Origin of the sequence: Streptomyces sp. ID05-26A (assembly GCF_033794685.1) — a bacterium.
In the GTDB taxonomy this organism is placed as follows: Bacteria; Actinomycetota; Actinomycetes; order Mycobacteriales; family Pseudonocardiaceae; genus Lentzea.
This window is the reverse complement of the sequence record NZ_JARAYZ010000001.1, coordinates 2,090,011-2,109,826: the sequence shown is the minus strand read 5'-3', so window position 1 is coordinate 2,109,826 and position 19,816 is coordinate 2,090,011. Positions and strand designations below refer to the sequence as shown.

Sequence of the window (19,816 nt, the reverse complement as noted above, 5' to 3'; positions counted from 1 at the left end):
GCGACGCTCTCCGGGTTCGGGGGAGGGCTGATGCAGGTGCGGCACTGGCCGGTGTGGACTTTGCGGCGGCCCGCGCTCTGCTACTGGTTGTTCATCGACATGGTCGCGCTCGCCACCGTCGTCCACGCGATCGTTTCGTCGGAAACGCCGTCACCCTCCGAAATCGCCAGGTTCGCGGCCATCGCGGGCACGGCGGGCGCGGTGATCATCGGCAGCTCCATCTACAGCCACCGCCTGGGCGAGACCGAGCGCAACCCGTGGGCGGCCCACCTCTGCTACCTGACGGCAGGCATCCTCGCCCTGCCGCCGAACCTCCTGGTCCTGCTGCTCTTCGGCCCGGCCCTGCACTGCCTGCTGGCCCAGCGCCCGGAGACCCACCGCTGGCTCTTCACCCTGAGCGCCACCGCCCTGGCCGTCTTCGCCACCCGCTACGTCCTCGGCTGGGCGGACCCGCACGCCAACCTCCTGGTCCTCACCCTGGGCGCGGCCCTGCTCCTGATCCTGCGAGCGGGCCTGATCTCGTTCGGTCTCAAGCTCCGCAGCCCCTCGGCCACCTTCGAGGAGAACGTCGGCGAACCCATCGACGCCGTCCTGGGCATCGTCGCGGTGTCGATCGGCGGCCTCATGGGGTGCGTGGCGGAGTCGAACGCGATCCACGTCCTGATCGCCGGTCCACCCCTGGCCCTCCTGGAACGGGCAGCCCAACTCCCCCAATGGCGCCGCTCGGCCCAGCGGGACGCCAAAACCGGCCTGGCCAACGCGGTGCACTGGGACAGCCGCGCCCGCTACGAACTCACCAAGGGCTCCGGCCGCACTCGCCCAATGGCCGTCATGCTCCTCGACCTCGACCACTTCAAGCGCGTCAACGACGAGGTCGGGCACCTGGCAGGAGACGCCGCGCTGGCCGCGATCTCGTTGCTGCTGCGCGGCACCGTGCGCCGTGGAGACCTGGTGGGACGGTTCGGCGGCGAGGAGTTCGTGGTGCTGCTGCCCGAGGCCACACCGGACGAGGCCGAGTTCGTCGCCGAACGCGTGCGCAAGGCCGTGGCCGCTCTTCGCGTGCCGACGATGGCCACGGACGGGAAGCCCCGCGAGCTGCACGGGCTGACAGTGTCTATAGGGGTGTCGACGACGACTCGGTTCGGGTACGAGCTGCCGGACCTGTTGGTCGCGGCCGACGCGGCGCTGCTGGCGGCGAAGGCCTACGGTCGCAACCTGGTGTCGATGGCCTAGAGCTCTTTGACCCGTTCGCTGTTGTCGTCCTTCGGCGCGGTGTCCTGGGGATTCAGCACGTCCACCTTCTCCGGCTTCTGCTCGGCGTCCGAGTCGGACACGAGCGACCGGATCCCGGAGTTCAGCACCGCCAGCAACGGCACGGCCAGCAACGCCCCGGCGATCCCCCCGGTCACCAACCCACCGGCGATGGCCAGCACCACGGCCAACGGGTGCAGCTTGACCGCGCGCCCCAGCAGCAACGGCTGCAGCACGTGCGACTCCAACTGCATGACGCCGATGAGCACGGCCAACACGATCAGTGCAGCGATGGGCCCGTTGGTCACCAACGCGATCAACACCGCGACAGCACCCGTGAACACCGCGCCGATGATGGGAATGAACGCACCGAGGAACACCAACGCGGACAGCGGCACGACCAGAGGCACCCCGATGATCGCCAACCCGACGCCGACACCGACGGCGTCCACGATCGCGACCACGGCCGTAGCGCGCACATAAGAAACGAGAGAGCCGAATCCGCGACGCCCCGCCACGTCGACGCGCTGCCGCACGTCCCGAGGCACCGCACGCGTCACGAACCGCCAGATCCCGTCACCGTCGTGCAAGAAGAAGATCAGCGTGAACAGGGCCAGCAACAGCCCGGTGAGCAGCTCGCCCAACGTCGCCGCGGTCGTCAACGCGCCGGACGTGATCTCCGCCTGGTTCTCCTTGATCGTCTTCACGATCTCGTTGAGGTAGTTCTGCAGCTGCGCGTCCGACAGGTGCGCCGGCCCGTCCTTCAGCCACGTCTGGATCGTGTCGAGCGACGCCGCCACCTGGGACTGCAACTCCGGCAGGCCCCGGGAGAACTCGCTGATCACGAACGTCAGCACACCGCCGAGGACACCGATGCCGATGATCATCATCACGGTCACCGCCACGCCGCGCGGCACCCGCCAGTCGACGAGCTTCGACACACCTGGCGAGAACAGGGCGGCCAGCAGCAGCGCGATAGCGACGGGGATCACTATCGACGCCAGGAAGCTCAGCGCGTACGCGACCACGTACAACGCGGCGATCACGACGACGAAGCGCCAGCTCACCGCCGCACTCACGCGCAGCAGCTTCGGGACGCGGCCGCTGATCTCCGACTCCGGCGTGCTCATGTGCCTCACGTTAACTGTTCGGACCCTCGCCAAGCCGGAACTCCACCAGGGATGATCCGACTCGTCAGGGGAGGACGAAGTGATCAAGCCGGAAGACTTGACCGAAGTCGAGCGCCAGGTCGCAGCGGCTTACGCGGGGGGCACCGAGATAGACCTGACCGGACAGAGCGCTCGCGGTGAGGTGCTGACCGGTCTGCTGACCGGCCTGTACCGCGTTCCGCGCAAGGGACTACCCGCTCTGAGGCTCCGCAACGCGCGGATCACCGGCAAGTTCGAACTCGAGGGCACCCGCGTCACGCGGGTCATCGACCTCACCCACTGCACCTTCGAAGAGCCGCTCGACCTCCGCATGGCCCGGCTCATCGGCCTGCGGCTGCGCGGGACCCGCGTGCCCGGACTCCAAGGCCGCAACCTCAGGGTGTTCAGCGACCTCGTTCTCGAAGCCGGGTTCACCTGCACCGGCACCGTCGACCTCACCGACGCCGCCGTCGACGGCACGTTGAGGCTCGCCGGCGCGGTGCTGCGGTCCGACACGAACCACGCGTTGCTCGGCGCCCGGATCCGGGTCAGCGGCTCGGTCCAGGCCATCGCGATGCGCGCGCACGGTGAGGTCAGGCTCCGCGGCGCGTCGATCGGCGGCAGCGTCCACCTCGGCGGCGCGCGGTTGCTCAACACCGGCAAGGACGCGCTCGACGCGTCCGGGATCGTCGTCGTGGGCAACGTCTTCTGCAACGCCGAGGGCGGCCGCTTCACCGCGGACGGACGGGTGCTGTTCGACGGCGCGCGCGTCAACGGGAACGTCGAGTTCACCGGCGCCCGCCTCAACTCCGCCCACCGCGTCGACAACCAGGTGCTGGTCCTGCCGCACGGGTCCGCCGACGAGGCCGCGACGCTCGTGGCCGACCGCCTCCGGGTCGAGGGCAACCTCGAACTCGACGACGGCTTCACCAGCACCGGCACCGTCCGGCTGCCCAACGCGAGCATCGGCGGGTACCTCCGGCTGTCCGGCGCGGTCATCGGGCCGCGAGACGTCGCCGAGGAACTCGCCGGCGACGTCACCAACCGCATCCCCGTCGCCCTGCACGCGGACGGCATGCAGGTGCGTGGCGACGTCGAGGCCCGTAGTGCGGTCAACGGCGCGGGCGCCCGTTCGCAGCCGTTGCACACCTACGGCCAGGTGCGGCTCTCCAACGCACACATCATGGGCAGCGCCAGCATGTCCGGCGTCTCGTTGCACGGCCCGGGCATCGACGTCCTGTTCGCCGACCGCCTCCAGGTCGGCGGCACGCTCTTCCTGCGCGAGCTGAAGGCCAAGGGCTCGGTCCGGCTGCAGAACGCGAACATCGGCTCCACTCTCGACATGTCCGGCGCCGAGCTGACCCTCCCGCGGCTCCGGGCGAACGGCACGCAGAAGCCGTCGCTGGACGCCCGCGCCATCACGATCGGCAAGGACCTCTTGTGCAGCCGCGGGTTCACCGCGGTCGGCGGCGTGCGGATCCGGCTGGGCGAGGTCGGCAAGATGGCCACGTTCAGCGACTCGCACCTCGGCTCGACCGCGGCGGACATCGCGCTCAACGCCTACGGGCTCACCGTCCACCAGTTCCGCCTGCACATCCCCGAGGGCCAGCAGCCCAAGGGGAAAATAGTGCTGAGCCGCCTCAAAGCGGTGTCGGTGACCGACGGGCCGGGGCTGTGGGCCGCCGAGGGCGGCGTCGCCGTGGACGACTTCGAGTTCGCCGGCATCACCGCCGACCCGGACGTGCCGGTGCAGACCCGGCTCGAGTGGTTGCTCAAGGTGCAGCCCGACTTCGCGCCCGGACCGTACGAACAGCTCGCCGCCGTCTACCAGCAGGGCGGTGAGGAGGAGCTCGCGCAGAAGGTCCAGTTGGAGAAGCAGCGGCGTCGTTACTCCGAACTCGGCCGTGCCGGGCGGGTCTGGGGCGTCGTGCAGCGGTGGACGGTCGGTTACGGCTACCGGCCCTGGCTCGCGATCTGCTGGCTCGCCGTCTTCTGGCTCTTCGGCGCGCTGTGGTTCGCCTGGCACCCCATGGTCAAGCTCAACGAGGACGAGAACCCGGTGTGGAACGCCGCGTTGCTCGCTCTCGACCTCCTGATCCCGATCATCGACTTCGGCCACGACGGCAAGTGGCAGTTCACCGGTGCGTCGCAATGGATATCTTCGCTGCTCGTGGCCGTGGGATGGGTCCTCGCGTCGACCGCGGCGGCCGGTGCCGCACGCGTGCTGAAACGGGTGTGAGCCAAGGGATGCCGTTCACACGATGTAGTTAACCGAGCGCTCAGAGCGTGCATTCGGGGTGGATGGACTGGCAGAGTCGCCGACGTCGACTTGATCAGCTTGATCGTCGGCGAATCCCTTGAGCGGCACCGAGTAGCGAGGTTTCCTGCGTTGTTCTCCACTGGTCAGCGAGCGAAGACGGGAGCGAACGGCATGCGCCGCTTCGCCACCCGAGCGCTGCTCGCCGTCGGTGGAGCGATCGCGGGAACGGCCGTTGCCTGGGCGCTCACCACGTCGTCCGCCTCCGCGGCGGATGCTGTGACCCCCGTGGACGCGCAGCAGTTCGACGTCGTCAGCAAGATCGTCGCCAAGACGGACGAGAAGCTGCCGGTCGTCGCTCCCGCTGCCACCGCGGTGCACAAGCTCGACGAGACCTTGCGCGCCGAGCAGGAGAAGGCTCGCGCCTCCCTGCCGGACGTGCAGGTCTCCCAGGCGGTCGAGACGATCGCCGCTCGAATCCTGCCGCAGGTCACCAGGATCGGTCAGTCCAGCAGCCCCGCTTCCGAGCGGGCCATGGACGTGACGTTCCCGGAGATCCCGGCCCCCACCACCGATGCCGGTCAGTCGCCGGCACCGGTGGTCTCGCAGTTCACCGGCACGTCCGGTGGCAGTTGGACGGATCTGTTGGAGCACAACGACGTTGTCGTGCCCTCCGAACAGCGTCCGTCCCTGCCCAGCAACCCGTTCCCGAAGCTGCCCGTCCCGGCCCCCGCGCCGGTGCAGTGCGCTTCGTGCAGCGACGGTTCTGGTTCTGCCAAGGGCAGCCTGATCGCTGCTCTCGCTGCACCCGGTGACGCTCACGGCATCTCGTCGACGCGCGCTCTCGCGCCGTCCACCGACGAGGTCACCGTGACGCCGGGCAAGCAGCCCGGTATCAACCCCGACTGATTCCAGCGCGCGGTCCGCGGCAGCCCTCCTCCCCTGGCTGTCCGGAAGTCGACCGTCGCGCTTTTTTCTTGCGCTCATTTCGGTCGATCACCGCGTGCGACTCCTCCCGGTGATGACGCGCCTTCCCCTGCGCGTTTCGGCCCCACCCCCTTGAGCCCCCGTCGTTTCTGGCGGGAAACCCAATGAAGGAGTTCTAATGCAGACCTGGGCAAAGCGCGGACTTCAGACCGCGTTTGTCACTGGTGGTTTGCTGATGCTCGGTACGGGCATCGCTTCTGCCCAGGAGAACGTCGACCCGGACGCAGCGCCTCCGGCCGTCGACGTCGCGGCCTCCGTGCCGCTCAAGGCGGACCAGAACAAGCTGGCCACGCCGGTCAAGGAGATCACGGTCCCCAAGGTGGACCGCACGATCAGCACGGACCGCGTCACCAGCGCGGTGCCGACCCGCACCGCCGCTCCCGTCGCGAACCCGCTGGTTCGTCAGGCCGGCGAGCGCCTGCAGGGCACCCCGCTCCAGAACCTGGTGCGCGGCAACACGATCCAGGCGCACGTCGATGTGCCGATCAACATCTGCGGCAACGCGATCGCGGTCCTCGCGAACACCGAGGCGTCCGGCGACTGCTCGCAGCACACCCACCGCGACGGCACGATCGTCACGGATGGCGCGGGCCAGGCTCTCGCCGGCAACGTCGTCGCCGTCAACCACGTGCTCCCGGTCCAGCTGACCGGCAACGCGATCGCGGCCGGCGGCAACGCCGAGACCAACACCGACGCCGAGCAGGTCTCCACGACCGGCGGCGACATCCGCACCAGCGGCGAGAAGGGCGCGCTCTCCGGCAACGTCGTCGCCGAGCAGGGTGCGACCCCGGTTCAGATCACCGGCAACGGTGTGGGCGCGGCGGGCATCGCCAACGCCAACTCCACCGCCGACACGTTCGCCTCGTCCAAGGGCGTCGTCAAGACCAACGGCAACAGCGGCTCGATCTCGGGCAACGCCGTGCCGGTCCCGCTGGCACCGCTGTTCGAGGTGAACGGCAACTCGGCCGCCGCCGCGGGCAACGCCGCGACCGACTCCGTCCAGCGCGGTACCGCGTACGCCGGTGGCAAGACGTGGACCACGGGTGACCCCGCCACGCTGGCCGGCAACGTCGTCGCGCCGGCTCTCGCCGGCCCGATCACGGTCGACGACAACGCCGCCGCCGCAGGTGGCAACTCGAAGGCCGTCAGCGAGACGACCAACACGTCGCGCGCCGGTGGCGACCTCAACAGCAACGGCTACGGCTCCACGGCTTCCGGCAACATCGCCGGCGCACCCATCTCGCTCCCCGCTTCCGTGGGTGGCAACGGTGCGTCCCTGGTCGGCAACGCGGCCACCGAGCACGTGAACGACGCGACGTCCAACGCGGGCGGCGACGTCTACAGCAACGGCGACAAGTCGGTTCTGTCCGGCAACCTCGTCGACGCCCCGCCGGCCACCGCCGTGGACGCGTGCGGCAACGGCGCGACCCTGGCCGGCCAGGCCGCGGGCACCTGCGAGAACGACGTCACCTCGACGACCAGCGGCTACCAGGGCACGCTCGGCAACGACTCCGTGGTCGGCGGCAACGTCGTGTCGGCGCCGCTCGCCACCCCCGCCGAGGTCTACGGCCTCGCGGCGGCGCTCGGTGGTCAGGCGTCCGGCTCGGCCGACGAGGTCAAGTACGTCCGCTCCAGCGGCAAGCCGAACACCGTCGACGACAACGGCACGGTCTCGAGCAACATCGTGACCGCTCCCACCGCCGCCGCACCGCAGGTCTTCGCGGTCACCGCCGGCCTGGTGGGCAACACCAAGTCCGACACGTCGAACGACACCACCGTCAAGGCCGGTGACGACCCGCTGGCCTCGGGCAAGAAGAGCTCGGTGTCCGGCAACATCGTCCAGGTTCCGACCTCGACGCCGGCCCAGGTCTTCGCCGACGGCGTCACCCTGGTGGGCAACAACGAGACCACGGGCGACAACGCCACCGACATGAAGGCCGGCGGCGACGCCATCACCACCGGCGAAAAGGGCTCCATCGCGGGCAACGCCGTGTCGGCTCCGGTCGCGACCGGCACCCAGGTGCTCGGCTGGTCGGTCGGCGGCGGCAGCAACGTCGACGCCTTCTCCACCAACGACCTCAGCTCGGTCGCCGGTGGCGACGTCAACAGCAACGGTGACCAGGGTGCCGTCTCCGGCAACCTGATCGGCGCGCAGCCGGCCGTGCTCCCGGCAGTTCCGGGCAACACGGTCGCGGCGGCCGGCATCACCAACTCCGACGTGGTGTCCTCCACCAACGTCGTGTCCGGTGCCGACAGCTACTCCTCGGCTGAGGACGCCTCGGTCTCCGGCAACCTGGTCCACGTCCCCGCCAACGCCTTCGCCGGCGTGTACGCGGACGCGGTCGCCGTCGCCGGCAACGCGACGACGGTCACCGACAAGGCCTCGTACACCAAGGCCGGCGGCGAAATGCTCACGGAGGGCAGCGGACCGCTGACCGCCCGCGAGATGACCGTCCCGGTCGAGGCGGCTGCCAAGGTCGCGCGCATCCCCGTCGAGGTCGTCGGCCAGGCGACCACGCTGGGCACGAGCGACGACACGCAGCTCACCGGCGAGGACACCGACGGCACGCTGCGCGCCACGCAGCTCAAGGGCCTGGAGCTCCCCAAGGGTGTCGACAGCCTGCTGAAGGCCAACGAGGTTCCGGCGTTCCACGGCATCGACGGTGTCAACGGTCTCGACGGCAAGCTGCCCGTCAACCAGCTCCCGAACCCGGCTGACCTGGCGGCTCTGACCGGCCAGCTGCCCACCCCGGCTCTGCCCGGTGTGGCGCAGGAGCGCTCCGCTCTGCCGATCAACGGTGGCACCGGCAGCATCACCCCGAACGTCCAGGGCCTGCCGCTGGGCCAGCTGCTCGACGCCGCGAAGGACCTCGTCCCGGCCGGCGCCACCGAGCGTTCGCTGCCGTCCCTCCCGGTGACCGCCCCGGCCCTGCCGGTGCCCGTGCAGCTGCCCGCGCTCCCGACCGAGCGTTCGCTGCCCGCGCTGCCCGTCGACGGCCCGGCCTCCATCTCGGGTCTGAACCTGAACCCGACCCAGGGCCTGGCCCCGAAGGCCGACGAGCGCGCGCTGCCGCAGCTGCCGTTCAACGCCCCGGCGCTGGCCATGATCGACCCGGCCAACCTGTTCCAGACGGTGACCGGCTCGCTCTAAGCAACACCCCCCGCAACACCCGCAGTACGTAACACCCTCCCTCCGGTAAGAAACTGAGCCCCAGCGACATGACGGTGTCGCTGGGGCTCAGTGCCGTTCGGGGGGTGTTTGTGCTGTGACCAGCAGTTCTTCCGGCTGTGCGGCACCGTCACTCGTCACCCAGTGGACCTGCGGCCGCTCGCCGACCAGTTGCCTGATCAGCTCGGCGATCGGCGACCCGTCCCCGAAGTCGTGCTCGGCCAGCACCGCCAGCACCGCGTCGCCGTACCGCGCGACCGTGAAGTCGGGCCGGAGGTTCTGCCGCAACACCCTCGCCGCGGCCAGCACGTCGTCCGGTCCGGTGATCAGCACCAGCGTCACGAGCGTGCCGCGCGTGCGGGCGCGGATGAGCGACTGCTCCAGACGGTCGAGCAGCAGCGCGTGTCCGGGCAGCCCCGTCAGCGGGTCGTGCAGCACAGTCCGGTTCTAGCCGAGCCCAGGCCCTTTGACCAGCACCGCGACCCGCTCGGGTGAGTCACCTTGGCGGCTGTGAGCGCCCTGTCGCTCCGGCTCTCGCGCGCCACGGGTTCTTCGGACTCTCCTCAGTGGACCGGATAGCCGGTCTCGGCCACCTCGTCGGCGACGTCGGCCAGGGTGGTGCCGGGGTTGAGCGCGGCCACGACCTCGGCGGTCAACGGCTGCCCGGCGTAGACGTGCCGCACCGCGCCGAGGTCGACCGGCATCTCGTAGTAGTCCTGCGCCCACTTCTGGAACGCCTCGGGCGTGCCGTCGATCAGCAACGCGAACATCCAGTCGGCCCCGTCATCACCATCGCCGGGAAAGTCGATGTCGCCGTGCCGCCAGGCGGTGTCGCCGTGCTCGCGCCACAGACACACCGTCAGCGTCGGTACGTCGAGCTCGTCGGAGAACGCTGGCTCCTCAACGCACGCCCGGAACACCTCGGGCACCGCATCGAGAACACCAGGCCACGGCTTCCCGTTGTCGGTGCCGTAAGGACTCATGGGCGACTCGTGGTCAAAACCGCGCACGTACGCCCCCGCGGCCGTGAACACGATCGAGTACTCGTCGCCGGAGCCGTTGTACATGGACGCCAACTCCTCATCAGGCGCCCAAGAGGTGTCATAGAGGTGATACCGGTCATCGTGGTCGGGACTCAACACCACCTCCAACGCGGCCAGCGCACGGCACAACGCGCGCAGTTCCGGGATGTCAGGCAGGCGACGAGCCACGTCGTAAGCGGTCACGCCACCATCCAAGCAAGCCCGGTTCCGTCAAGGCGCCGGAACAGCCTTCTCCGCAGCACGACTGGTCTCCTCCCACGCGGCCCACGTCTCCATCCGCCGCCGAGAGATGTCGAACGCGACGTCGTAAACCATGCTGCCGAGCAGGAGCCTCAACGGCGGCTTGTCACTGGCGACCAACTTCATCACCGCTTCAGCCGCCAACTTCGGCTCACTGTCCACAGACCCCTCAGCCCACTGCTTCTGCAACTCCTCCCGCAACCCGTCGTAAACGGGGTTCGGCTCAGTCGCCCGACTGCTGGTGTACAGGTCGGTCCAGTACCCGCCGGGCTGAACGATGGTCACCTTGACCCCGAACCGCGCGGCCTCCGCAGCCAACGCCTCGCTCATCCCTTCGAGCGCGAACTTGCTGGCGCTGTACAGCCCAGTGCTCGAAAACCCACCCAACGCACCGATGCTGGAAATCTGCAGCACGTGCCCACCCCCGCCGGCGCGCAGATGCGGCAACACCGCCTGACTGACCCACAACGCCCCGAAGAAGTTGAGCTCCATCTGCGCCCGAGCCTCAGCTTCGGTGAACTCCTCCACCATCCCCGTGAACAACGCACCAGCGTTGTTCACCACGACATCAAGCCGCCCGAAGCGCTCAACAGCCTTCTGCGTGACGGCGAAAACGGCCTCCCGATCCGTGACGTCGAGCGGCAGGCGCAGCAGCCGCTCCGGGTGTTCCGCGGCCAACTCGTCGAGCGGCGACAGGTCGCGTGCCACCCCGACAACCCGGTCACCCGCGGCGAGCGCCGCCTCGGTGAAGGCCCGGCCGAGGCCGCGGCTCGCACCGGTGACGAACCAAACGCGTGATGAGGCTGAGGCAGTCATCTTCGTTCCCCCTGTGGCTCTGACGAGACGAGACGAGACGTCTCGTCTCGTCGACAGGGCGAGCATGCCCCGACCTGCGATCCCGTGTCAAGACGAGACGTCTCGTCTCGTCATGCGTTAGATTGCCCCCGTGTCCCTGACAGCTGCCCCAGACCCCAACCGGCGCAACGACGGCGTGCGCCGCGCGATCCTCAGCGCCGCCATCGACCAGGTCGGTGAGGTGGGCTACGCGAAACTCACCATCGAGCGCATCGCCCGGTCAGCAGGGGTCGGCAAACAAACGATCTACCGCTGGTGGCCCTCCAAGGGCGCGTTGTTCTTCGACGCCTTCCTCGACCTGGCAGGCGACGGCGAAGCAGCGGCCCTCCCGGACACCGGCGACCTGGCGGCAGACCTGAAACTGGTCCTGGCCGCCACCGTCGACGAACTCAACAACCCGCGCTTCGACCAGGCGATGCGCGCCCTGCACACCGAGATCGTTCTGGACCAGGCCCTGGCCGCCGAGTACGCGACCCGCCTCGACAACCCGATGCGCGAGATCAAGAAGGCCCGCCTCCGCGCCGCCCAAGAGGCCGGCCAACTGGCCGAGGGCGTGGACCTGGAGGTGGCGGTCGACCTGGTCTGGGGCCCGATCCTCAACCGGTGGCTGCACCGGACGACGCCGCTGACCAGCGAATACGCGCATCAGGTGGTGGACACGGCGCTGCGAGGGCTCGAACCCCGCAAGCCGTAGCCGCGCACAGGCCGATGCGGCTTGACGAGCGCTGTCAGCGGACGTGGTGGCGGAACGTGCCGTCGTAGAACGTCAGCTACGCACCATCACCGGCCGGAATCACGCGTACGCGTCCTCGGTGTGCGCGTCGAAGGTGCCGAGGTGCGCCCCCGTGCGGACGTCGATCAGGTGCTGGTTCCCGCCGTGGCCGACGGTGCTCAGTTCGGCGCTGGCGAGCACCGCCCCGGTGATCATGTCCAGCACATGCCAGGTGTCGCACCTTTTCCTGGAATGTGCCGAACGCGTGCCGCCACCGCACGACGCTGGCGCGGTCCACGCACACCAGTTCGTTGTCCGTCGTGTAGACCACATTCGTGAGGTCCGGTGAGACCGCCTGCTCCCTCGGCGAGGTCACTACAGGAAGGTGCAGTTCTCTCGAGAAGGTGCAGCGGTGTTCCAGACCCTGCACCGCCTCGGCTTACGTCTGAGCCAGGTCCGTGAAGCGGCTGTAGTGCAGCTGGTGCGCCACGACGATGGTCGCGGTCGGGCCCGCGCGGTGCTTGGCGATGATCAGGTCGGCCTCGCCGGCGCGCGGGTCGTCTCGTTCCCAGGCGTCTGGGCGGTTGACCAGGATGACCATGTCGGCGTCCTGCTCGAGGGAGCCCGACTCACGGAGGTCGGAGAGCATCGGGCGCTTGTCGGTTCGTTGTTCCGGGCCTCGGTTGAGCTGTGAGATCGCGATGACCGGGACGTGGAGTTCCTTGGCGATCAGCTTGAGGTTTCGGGAGAACTCCGAGACTTCCTGCTGGCGCGATTCGGTCTTCTTGCCCGAGGACATCAGCTGGAGGTAGTCGACCACCACCAGCTTGAGGTCGTGCCTCTGCTTGAGGCGGCGGGCCTTGGCCCGGATCTCCATCATGGTGAGGTTCGGGCTGTCGTCCACGAAGAGCGGGGCCTCGCTGATCTCGCTCATCCGGCGGGCCAGGCGGGTCCAGTCGTCGTCGCTCATGGTGCCGCCTCGCATGTCGCTGAGGCGGATGCGTGCCTCGGCGGAGAGCATGCGCATGACGATTTCGGTGCGGCTCATCTCCAGGCTGAAGATGGCGCTGGTCATGCCGTGCTTGACCGAGCACGACCTGGCGAAGTCGAGGCCCAGCGTCGAGTTGTGGGTCGGGATCATCGTCTCGCCCGCGAGGTACAGGTGGTCGTGGTTGTCGACCTCCACGCACCGCACCGGGACGGAGGCGACCGGGCGGACGGCGACGATCTCCACCTGGTCGTGGCGGCCGAGGCCCGCGATCAGTTCGTCGACGTCGCGGCGCAGGCGGGCGAAGCGGCCATCGATCTGCAGGGCGGCGAGCAGTTCGGCGCGCTGCTTGTGCGAGGCGCGCAGGTAGGCGGCGGGGATGTGCGGGTCGTCGGCCAGGTCCAGTTCCTTGGCGACGCGCTGTTCCTCGTCCGTCAGCTCCAGGTCGCCCAGGCCCGAGAGGAACTGGCCCAGCGCGCGGGGCGAGAGAGGTAGCGCGGCGGTCGGCAGTTCCCAGGCCGCGGACATGCGGACGAACATGCGGCACACGCCGACGCGCTCGAACAGCTGCGCGGTGGTGCGGATCGCCCAGAAGCCGCCGGTCTCGCTGCACGACTCCGTCAGCCACTGGTGCTCGGCGTCGGCGACGATCACGGTGCCGTCGGAGAACTCCACCTCGAAGCACGGGCGGCCCGTCATCACCTCGGTCGCGGCGACGACCCTGGTCGGGCGGCCGTCGGCGCCGATCAGGTACGAGCCGACGGACACGGCGCCCATCGTCGTCCAGCCGGACGGGGTGGGCAGCGGGGTGTCGAGGGCCAGCGCCTTGCCGACACCGGGGCGGGCGGCGACGATGATCATCTGACCACCGTGCAGGCCGTTGGTCAGGGCGTCGAGGTCGGCGAAGCCCGTCGGGATGCCCTGCGACATGCCGCCGCGGGACGCGATCGCGTCGATCTCGTCCATCGTCGGCTGGAGCAGGTCCTCGAGGGCGACGTAGTCCTCGGTGGTGCGGCGGTCGGTGACCTCGTAGATCGCGGCCTGCGCTCGGTCGACCACCTCGTCGACGTCCGCGCCCTCGGCACCGTTGTACCCCAGCTGCACGATGCGCGTGCCGGCCTCGACCAGGCGGCGCAGCACCGCCTTCTCGGCCACGATCTCGGCGTAGTAGCCGGCGTTCGCGGCCGTGGGGACCGTCGCGATCAACGTGTGCAGGTACGGCGCGCCGCCCACGCGCAGCAGTTCGCCGCGGCGTTCGAGCTCGGCCGAGATGGTGATCGGGTCGGCGGGTTCGCCGCGGCCGTAGAGGTCGAGGATGCAGTCGTAGATCGCCTGGTGCGCCGGGCGGTAGAAGTCGTTCGGCGCGAGCGCCTCGATGACGTCCGCGATCGCGTCCTTCGACAGCAGCATGCCGCCGAGGACGGACTGCTCCGCCGCGAGGTCCTGGGGCGGCTGACGCTCGAATGCGGGCTCCGCCATGCCCCGGTCGTCCACGAGCGCCACTGCCGAATCACCCCTGCGAAGAGTCGAGAGACGGTGCCTGAGTCCCCTAGTTGTACAGCGAGGCACCGACAATTTCGGGCGGCCACGCTGTGCGATGGCCTTGCCCTGACAGCGACGCTAGAGGGACCCGTCCGGAGCAAGCAAACCAGCGTGTGGATCGCCCTGTGGATAACTGGGGGACAACCTGTGGATGGTTGCTCACAGGGGTCGCGGAGCTGGGGACAACCTGTTGACAACCAGTGGAGTGACAGAAGTAACTGCAGCTCAGTGGCTGTGTACAAGTTGTGGAAAAAGTTGTGCGGCACGCCGTCGGCGTGTCGCGGAAAACACTCTCGTCGGCGTGTCGCGCCCACGGTGAGAAGGTGGTTTATCCACAGGACGTGGACAGAACGACACTGGTCCGAACGAGCGAAAGCGCCACCCACCCGGAGCATTCCGGGTGAGCAGCGCTTCAGCAAATCGAACCGTGGGCGATCCCCACCAACGTGTGGCGGCACTACCGCACGATGCAACGCCATAAGGTCGCCCGCGGGGTCTGCGGGGGTCGCCCCCGCAACAGACACGCGGAGGCGAACTCTGCGAAGCCGCGTTAGCGGCGAGCAGGGCTCGCCCCTCGACGGAGCCCTAGCTACTCGCCCGCAGTCACGACGAGCGGCAGGGCGACGGTGACCTCGGGGTGGAGGCGAACCGTGACCGAGTGCTTGCCCGTGGTCTTGATGTGACCCGGCAGCTCGATGGCGCGCTTGTCCAGGACCGGACCACCGGCGGACTTGACGGCAGCCGCCACGTCCGACGCGGTGACCGAACCGAACAGCTTGGTGCTGCCGGCGGCGGCCTTGGCCTTGAGCGTCACGGAGAGACCCTCGAGCGCGGTCTTGATCTCCTTGGCGTGGTCCAGGTCGCGCACGCGGCGAGTGTCCTGCGCGCGGGTGATGACCTGGATCTGCTTCTGCGCGCCACGGGTCGCGACGATCGCGAGACCACGCGGGAGCAGGTAGTTGCGGCCGTAGCCGTCCTTGACCTCGACGATGTCGCCGGGAGCGCCAAGGCCGGAAACGTCAGCGGTGAGGATGAGCTTCATCGCAGTGTCTCCTTCTCTTAGCGGGCGGTCGAGGTGTAGGGCAGCAGGGCCATCTCACGGGCGTTCTTCACGGCAACAGCGACGTCGCGCTGGTGCTGCGAGCAGTTGCCCGTGACGCGGCGGGCACGGATCTTGCCGCGGTCGGAGATGAACTTGCGGAGCAGCGTCGTGTCCTTGTAGTCGATCAGGGACGCGCTCTTGTCCTTGCAGAAGGCGCAGACCTTCTTCTTGGGCTTGCGCACAGGCGGCTTGGCCATGTGTCTCTAACTCCTGAATACGCGAGGTGTGAAGTACTGGATGACCGGTGCAGTCGGTCTAGAAGGGGGGCTCGTCGGCGAAGCCGCCGCTGGAACCGGCCTGCGGGGCAGAACCCCACGGGTCGTCCGCGGGCGCGCCGCCGCCACCGCCGCGAGACTGCTGACCGCCGCCGCCGCCGAAGCCGCCGCCACCGCCGCCGTCTCCACGGCTGACCTTGTTGACCTTCGCGGTCGCGTAGCGCAGCGAGGGGCCGATCTCGTCGACCTCCAGCTCCACGACAGTGCGCTTCTCGCCTTCCTTCGTGTCGAAGGAACGCTGGCGCAGCCGTCCGGAGACGAGCACTCGCGAACCGCGGGTGAGCGACTCGGCCACGTTCTCGGCGACCTGACGCCACACGTTGCACCGCAGGAACAGCGCTTCGCCGTCCTTCCACTCGCCCGACTGCTTGTCGAACGTGCGGGGCGTGGAGGCGACCGTGAAGCTGGCCACCGCCGCACCGGACTGGGTAAAGCGGAGTTCGGGGTCGGCAGTCAGGTTTCCGACTACCGTGATCGTCGTCTCACCAGCCATGTCTTGGGAGCTCCCCTAATCGAGGTTCGTCAGGCCCTGGCAGCGGCGCGGGCCGCTGACTTGGCAGACTTGGCTTCCGACCGGGCAGCAGCCTTGGCAGCCAACTTGGCGGCCTTGGCGGGCTCACGGCGCAGGACCTTCGTCCGGAGCACCGTCTCCTGCAGACCGAGCTGGCGGTCCAGTTCCTTCACCGCGTCAGGCGTCGAGGTCAGGTCGAGCACCGCGTAGATGCCCTCGCTGCTCTTGTTGATCTCGAAGCTCAACCGGCGCTTGCCCCACACCTCGACCTTCTCAACGTTTCCGCCCGTGGTGCGGATGACGTTGAGGAACGTGTCGAGAGACGGCGCGATCGTGCGCTCGTCGAGACTGGGGTCGAGGATGACCATCACTTCGTAATGACGCATGAGGACCACTCACCTCCTGTGGACTCGCGGCCACGGGCTTTCCGTGGCAGGAGGGTCGTCGCGTCAGCAACTGACAAAGGTTAACAGAGCGCGTCCGGCGACTACGCAGGGGTGCGGCGCAGCGCCCAGGTCCGCACCAGCGCGCCCGTCACCAGGGCGAGCATCAGCACCGCGACCAGCACCGGGGCACCGACGCCGCCGGGACCGCTGAGCCTGGGCAACGCCGTGGCGCGACCGGCGGCCTGCACCAGATCGCCCTCGACGCCGGTCCCGTTGGACGCGCGGGGTACCTGCGAGCCGTACCGCACACCGGGCGACGGTGAGTACAGGCCGGGCATCGCGAACGGCAGCGAGCCGTAGCTGAACAGCGGCACGCGACCGAAGTTCGAGCCGATCGGGTAGAGCGAGAAGTCGCGGTTGCTCGGGGCGCCGGCACCCACGCCGGGGACGCCGGGAGCACCCGGCTGCGTGCCGGGCTGACCGGGCGGCGTGCCCGGCTGGGGCTGCTGACCAGGCGGTTTCGGCGCTCCCGGAATGATTCCCCCGACGGCCTGCTGGGAGGCGTCACCGACCGCCTTGGCGCCGTCCTGAACGGGCGCGGCGACCTGGTTGACGCCGACGACGGTCAGCTGGCAACCCGCCGTGAGCGTGGTGCGCAGGTTCTTGTCGATGGCCCCGAGGACGGGGCCCAGCAAGGGGAGTTTCTGCAGTTCCGGCATGACCGCGTTGGCGATCGTGCCGCCGCTGATGGTTGTCGTACCTACCTGTATCGCACCGATTGGAACGGGCTTGGCCTGCGCAAACGCCGGCTGAAGACCCTTGACGATCTCAGGGCCGAGAAGCGGCACGGCGCGAACGAGGTCCGTCACAGGCTGGAGCACTGCGCCAAGACTCAGAGAGACGGGGGTGCCGGGCGCGCCCTGCACGGTGGTGGCGCAACTGCCGACCACGATGGGATCGGCCGCGTGCGCGACCCCGCCCACCGACGCGGACGCCAGGGCCAGCAACGCCGTGGCGGCGACGCTCAACAGCCTCATGCGAACCCCTTTCCTACTCTCTAGTAACGACCGTAGGTCCTGGTGGTGACGTAGACCATCCCCAGTTTTTCCAATTACTCCTATCGGCGGCGGCTGCGATGGCGTTATGGACGCCGACTACCCTCCTGCGTATGCGCATCGGGGCCCATGTACGCGACGACGACCCGGTCGGCGCCGCGGCCGAACGCGGGGCCGAGGTCGTCCAGTTCTTCCTCTCGGATCCCCAGGGCTGGAAGAAGCCGAAACCTCATCCGCAGGCGGAAGCCCTGCTCGCGTCCGATCTCGAGGTGTTCGTCCACGCCCCGTACCTGATCAACATCGCGTCGCTGAACAACAAGATCCGGATTCCGTCCAGGAAGAACGTGATCCAGCACGCGGAGGCCGCCGCGACCGTCGGCGCCCAGGGCCTGATCGTGCACGGCGGCCACGTCACCAAGGGCGAGGACCCGGCCGAGGGCTTCGCGAACTGGCGCAAGTTCTTCGAGCGCCAGGTCGCCGAGGGCGGCTTCGCGGTCCCGGTCCTGATCGAGAACACCGCGGGCGGCGACGGCGCCATGGCCCGCACGTTCGACTCCCTCAAGCTCCTCTGGGACGCGGTCGGCGAGTTCGGCGCGGGCTTCTGCCTGGACACCTGCCACGCGTTCGCCGCCGGTGAGGACCTGGTCGGCATCGTCGACCGGGTGAAAGCCATCACCGGCCGGATCGACCTCGTGCACCTCAACAGCTCGCGCGACGAGTTCGGCTCCTCTCGCGATCGGCACGACAACATCAAGACTGGCACCATCGACGCCGACCAGCTGGCGGCCGTGGTCGCCAGCGCCGGATGTCCCGTCGTGGTGGAGACACCGGACGAGGGCCAGGCCGACGACATCGCCTTCCTGCGCGACCACGCCGGCCGGTGAACACCGTGCACGAGGTGGTGAGCGTGACGCCCGAGCGAGGCGACTCCGGGCGGTTCACGACCCGCTTCGGCAAGCCCGCCGCTGTCGTGCTCGTGCTCCTGTGCGGGCTCACGCTGCTGCTGGGCTTCATCAACAAGGACCGCTGCACCGGTCCCGCGTTCGACCAGTGGGGCCGCACGCAGCCCGACTACGACGAACGCAACAAGCAGGACGTCTGCTACTCCGACATCCAGCACCTCTGGATCGGTCGCGACATCGACCGGCACGTCTTCCCGTACGTCGACGGCAACATCAACGACAAGGGTGTCCTCATCGGGGGCACGGTCGAGTACCCGGTGCTCTCCGGCCTGCTCATCTGGGCGGGCGCGATCTTCGCGCACAACGACGCGGAGTACCTGCTCTACTCGTCGCTGCTGATGGCGCCGTTCGGCCTGCTCACGGGCTGGCTGCTGGGCAAGCTCGCCCGGTGGCGCGCGTTGCTGTGGGCGATCGGGCCACCGCTGATCCTCTACGCGTTCCACAACTGGGACCTGCCCGTCGTGCTCTGCTCGGTCGCGGCGGTCTTCGTGGTGCACCGCTGGAACCGGCCGCTGGTCGAAAGAGCCGTGGTGGCCTCCGTGCTGCTGGGGCTCGGGTTCGCGTTCAAGGTCTACCCGGCGGCCTTCGTGCTGCCGCTGATGCTCTTCGTCGCCACCGGTGGCTGGCGCGGCCAGGAGATGCCTGACGGCAAGAAAGTCGACGTCGCCGGCGCGGTCAAGGTCGGTCTCGCCTCGATCATCACGGTCGTGCTGGTCAACCTGCCGTTCGCGATCGCGGGCTATGACGGCTGGGCGGCGTCGTTCGAGTTCCAGCAGCTGCGCCGGGTCGACATCACGACGAACTCGATCTGGTACTGGGGTCTGCGGCCGTTCATCGGCGACGACGCGATGCAGTCGCTGGTCGGGGTCCTCTCGCCGATCGCGATCCTGCTGTCGTTCGGGATCGCCGCGGGCTACGGCTGGATGCGGTTCCGGCGCGAGGGCAGCTACCCGTGGATCGCGGTGTCCGGCGCGATGCTGTGCGGTTTCATGCTGCTGCACAAGGTCCACTCGCCGCAGTACACGCTGTGGCTGGTGCCGTTCCTGGTGCTGCTGCGCGTGCGGCTGGTGTGGGCCTTCGCGTACTTCGTGGTCGACCTGGCCATGGGCATCGGCATCTTCCGCTGGTTCTGGGCGATCGAGTTCGGGCAGCCCGCCGGCATCTACGACAGCTTCTCCGCGCAGGCCGTGATGATCGGCGTGTGGGGCCGGGCCGCGCTGCTCCTGGCGCTGTTCGTGGTGTTCCTCAAGTCCCGGGACGTCACCGAGGACGACCACGAAGATCTGAAGTTCCTCCGCGGGGCTGTAGCAACCAGGGCCTGATCCGCCGCAGA

The 19,816-nt window shown here is 68.8% G+C and carries 17 protein-coding genes and 1 pseudogene; 7 read left to right on the top strand and 11 right to left on the bottom strand.

Going from position 1 to position 19,816, the window contains the following annotated elements; translation table 11 throughout:
* The first annotated feature begins 30 nt into the window (after positions 1-30).
* The gene (locus PV646_RS10445) at positions 31-1,233 is read left to right on the top strand and encodes a GGDEF domain-containing protein (protein ID WP_500341222.1); all 1,203 of its coding nucleotides are present in this window, start codon (positions 31-33) and stop codon (positions 1,231-1,233) included.
* Here PV646_RS10445 and PV646_RS10440 read toward each other — a convergent pair.
* Positions 1,230-2,381 carry an AI-2E family transporter gene (locus PV646_RS10440; protein WP_500341221.1) on the bottom strand — a complete coding sequence of 384 codons (1,152 nt, stop codon included), beginning with the start codon at positions 2,379-2,381 and terminating at the stop codon, positions 1,230-1,232. The two genes, PV646_RS10445 and PV646_RS10440, sit on opposite strands and share 4 nt — an antisense overlap.
* 79 nt (positions 2,382-2,460) lie before the next feature.
* Here PV646_RS10440 and PV646_RS10435 point away from each other — a divergent pair, with 79 nt between their 5' ends.
* The 3 genes from PV646_RS10435 (at position 2,461) to PV646_RS10425 (ending at position 8,794) form a co-directional block, all read left to right on the top strand.
* Positions 2,461-4,638, top strand: a complete 2,178-nt coding sequence (locus PV646_RS10435; RefSeq protein WP_500341220.1) for a translocation/assembly module TamB domain-containing protein — start codon at positions 2,461-2,463, stop codon at positions 4,636-4,638.
* A gap of 192 nt (positions 4,639-4,830) precedes the next feature.
* Entirely contained in the window at positions 4,831-5,565 is a 735-nt protein-coding gene (locus tag PV646_RS10430; RefSeq protein ID WP_500341219.1) for a hypothetical protein, read from the top strand.
* A 196-nt stretch (positions 5,566-5,761) separates the two neighbouring features.
* The gene (locus PV646_RS10425) at positions 5,762-8,794 is read left to right on the top strand and encodes a beta strand repeat-containing protein (RefSeq protein WP_500341218.1); all 3,033 of its coding nucleotides are present in this window, start codon (positions 5,762-5,764) and stop codon (positions 8,792-8,794) included.
* A gap of 87 nt (positions 8,795-8,881) precedes the next feature.
* Here the strand turns inward: PV646_RS10425 and PV646_RS10420 are convergent, their stop codons facing one another.
* The 3 genes from PV646_RS10420 to PV646_RS10410 form a co-directional block, all read right to left on the bottom strand.
* Entirely contained in the window at positions 8,882-9,250 is a 369-nt protein-coding gene (locus PV646_RS10420) for a nucleotidyl cyclase domain-containing protein (RefSeq protein WP_500341217.1), read from the bottom strand.
* A gap of 125 nt (positions 9,251-9,375) precedes the next feature.
* Positions 9,376-10,038 carry a hypothetical protein gene (locus PV646_RS10415; RefSeq protein WP_500341216.1) on the bottom strand — a complete coding sequence of 221 codons (663 nt, stop codon included), beginning with the start codon at positions 10,036-10,038 and terminating at the stop codon, positions 9,376-9,378.
* Positions 10,039-10,065: 27 nt separating this feature from the next.
* A complete protein-coding gene (locus tag PV646_RS10410) occupies positions 10,066-10,977 on the bottom strand; it encodes an SDR family oxidoreductase (protein WP_500341215.1) in 912 nt (303 codons plus the stop codon).
* Positions 10,978-11,041: 64 nt separating this feature from the next.
* Between PV646_RS10410 and PV646_RS10405 the strand changes: the two genes are divergently transcribed.
* A complete protein-coding gene (locus PV646_RS10405; RefSeq protein WP_500341214.1) occupies positions 11,042-11,644 on the top strand; it encodes a TetR/AcrR family transcriptional regulator in 603 nt (200 codons plus the stop codon).
* 99 nt (positions 11,645-11,743) lie between these two features.
* Here the strand turns inward: PV646_RS10405 and PV646_RS10400 are convergent, their stop codons facing one another.
* The 7 genes and pseudogenes from PV646_RS10400 to PV646_RS10370 form a co-directional block, all read right to left on the bottom strand.
* Positions 11,744-11,878, bottom strand: a complete 135-nt coding sequence (locus PV646_RS10400; protein WP_500341213.1) for a hypothetical protein — start codon at positions 11,876-11,878, stop codon at positions 11,744-11,746.
* 223 nt (positions 11,879-12,101) lie between these two features.
* Positions 12,102-14,060: a replicative DNA helicase gene (gene dnaB / locus PV646_RS10395; RefSeq protein WP_500342355.1), complete on the bottom strand. Its 1,959-nt coding sequence runs from the start codon at positions 14,058-14,060 to the stop codon at positions 12,102-12,104.
* A 721-nt stretch (positions 14,061-14,781) separates the two neighbouring features.
* On the bottom strand, positions 14,782-15,234 hold the full coding sequence (gene rplI / locus PV646_RS10390; protein ID WP_319964794.1) for a 50S ribosomal protein L9: 453 nt from the start codon (positions 15,232-15,234) through the stop codon (positions 14,782-14,784).
* Positions 15,235-15,251: 17 nt separating this feature from the next.
* Positions 15,252-15,491 carry a 30S ribosomal protein S18 gene (gene rpsR, locus PV646_RS10385; RefSeq protein ID WP_030480165.1) on the bottom strand — a complete coding sequence of 80 codons (240 nt, stop codon included), beginning with the start codon at positions 15,489-15,491 and terminating at the stop codon, positions 15,252-15,254.
* Between the two features lie 58 nt (positions 15,492-15,549).
* Entirely contained in the window at positions 15,550-16,062 is a 513-nt protein-coding gene (locus PV646_RS10380; protein ID WP_084401535.1) for a single-stranded DNA-binding protein, read from the bottom strand.
* A 122-nt stretch (positions 16,063-16,184) separates the two neighbouring features.
* Positions 16,185-16,466: pseudogene (gene rpsF, locus PV646_RS10375) on the bottom strand (30S ribosomal protein S6); the annotation flags it as partial.
* 101 nt (positions 16,467-16,567) lie between these two features.
* Positions 16,568-17,503, bottom strand: coding sequence for a hypothetical protein (locus PV646_RS10370; protein ID WP_500341212.1), 936 nt, complete (start codon positions 17,501-17,503; stop codon positions 16,568-16,570).
* A gap of 131 nt (positions 17,504-17,634) precedes the next feature.
* On the opposite strand from PV646_RS10370, the gene PV646_RS10365 reads away from it, so the two are divergent.
* Together PV646_RS10365 and PV646_RS10360 are read left to right on the top strand one after the other, a co-directional pair.
* Positions 17,635-18,405 carry a deoxyribonuclease IV gene (locus PV646_RS10365; RefSeq protein ID WP_500341211.1) on the top strand — a complete coding sequence of 257 codons (771 nt, stop codon included), beginning with the start codon at positions 17,635-17,637 and terminating at the stop codon, positions 18,403-18,405.
* 23 nt (positions 18,406-18,428) lie between these two features.
* Positions 18,429-19,805: a glycosyltransferase family 87 protein gene (locus PV646_RS10360; protein WP_500341210.1), complete on the top strand. Its 1,377-nt coding sequence runs from the start codon at positions 18,429-18,431 to the stop codon at positions 19,803-19,805.
* The last annotated feature ends 11 nt before the right edge of the window (positions 19,806-19,816 follow it).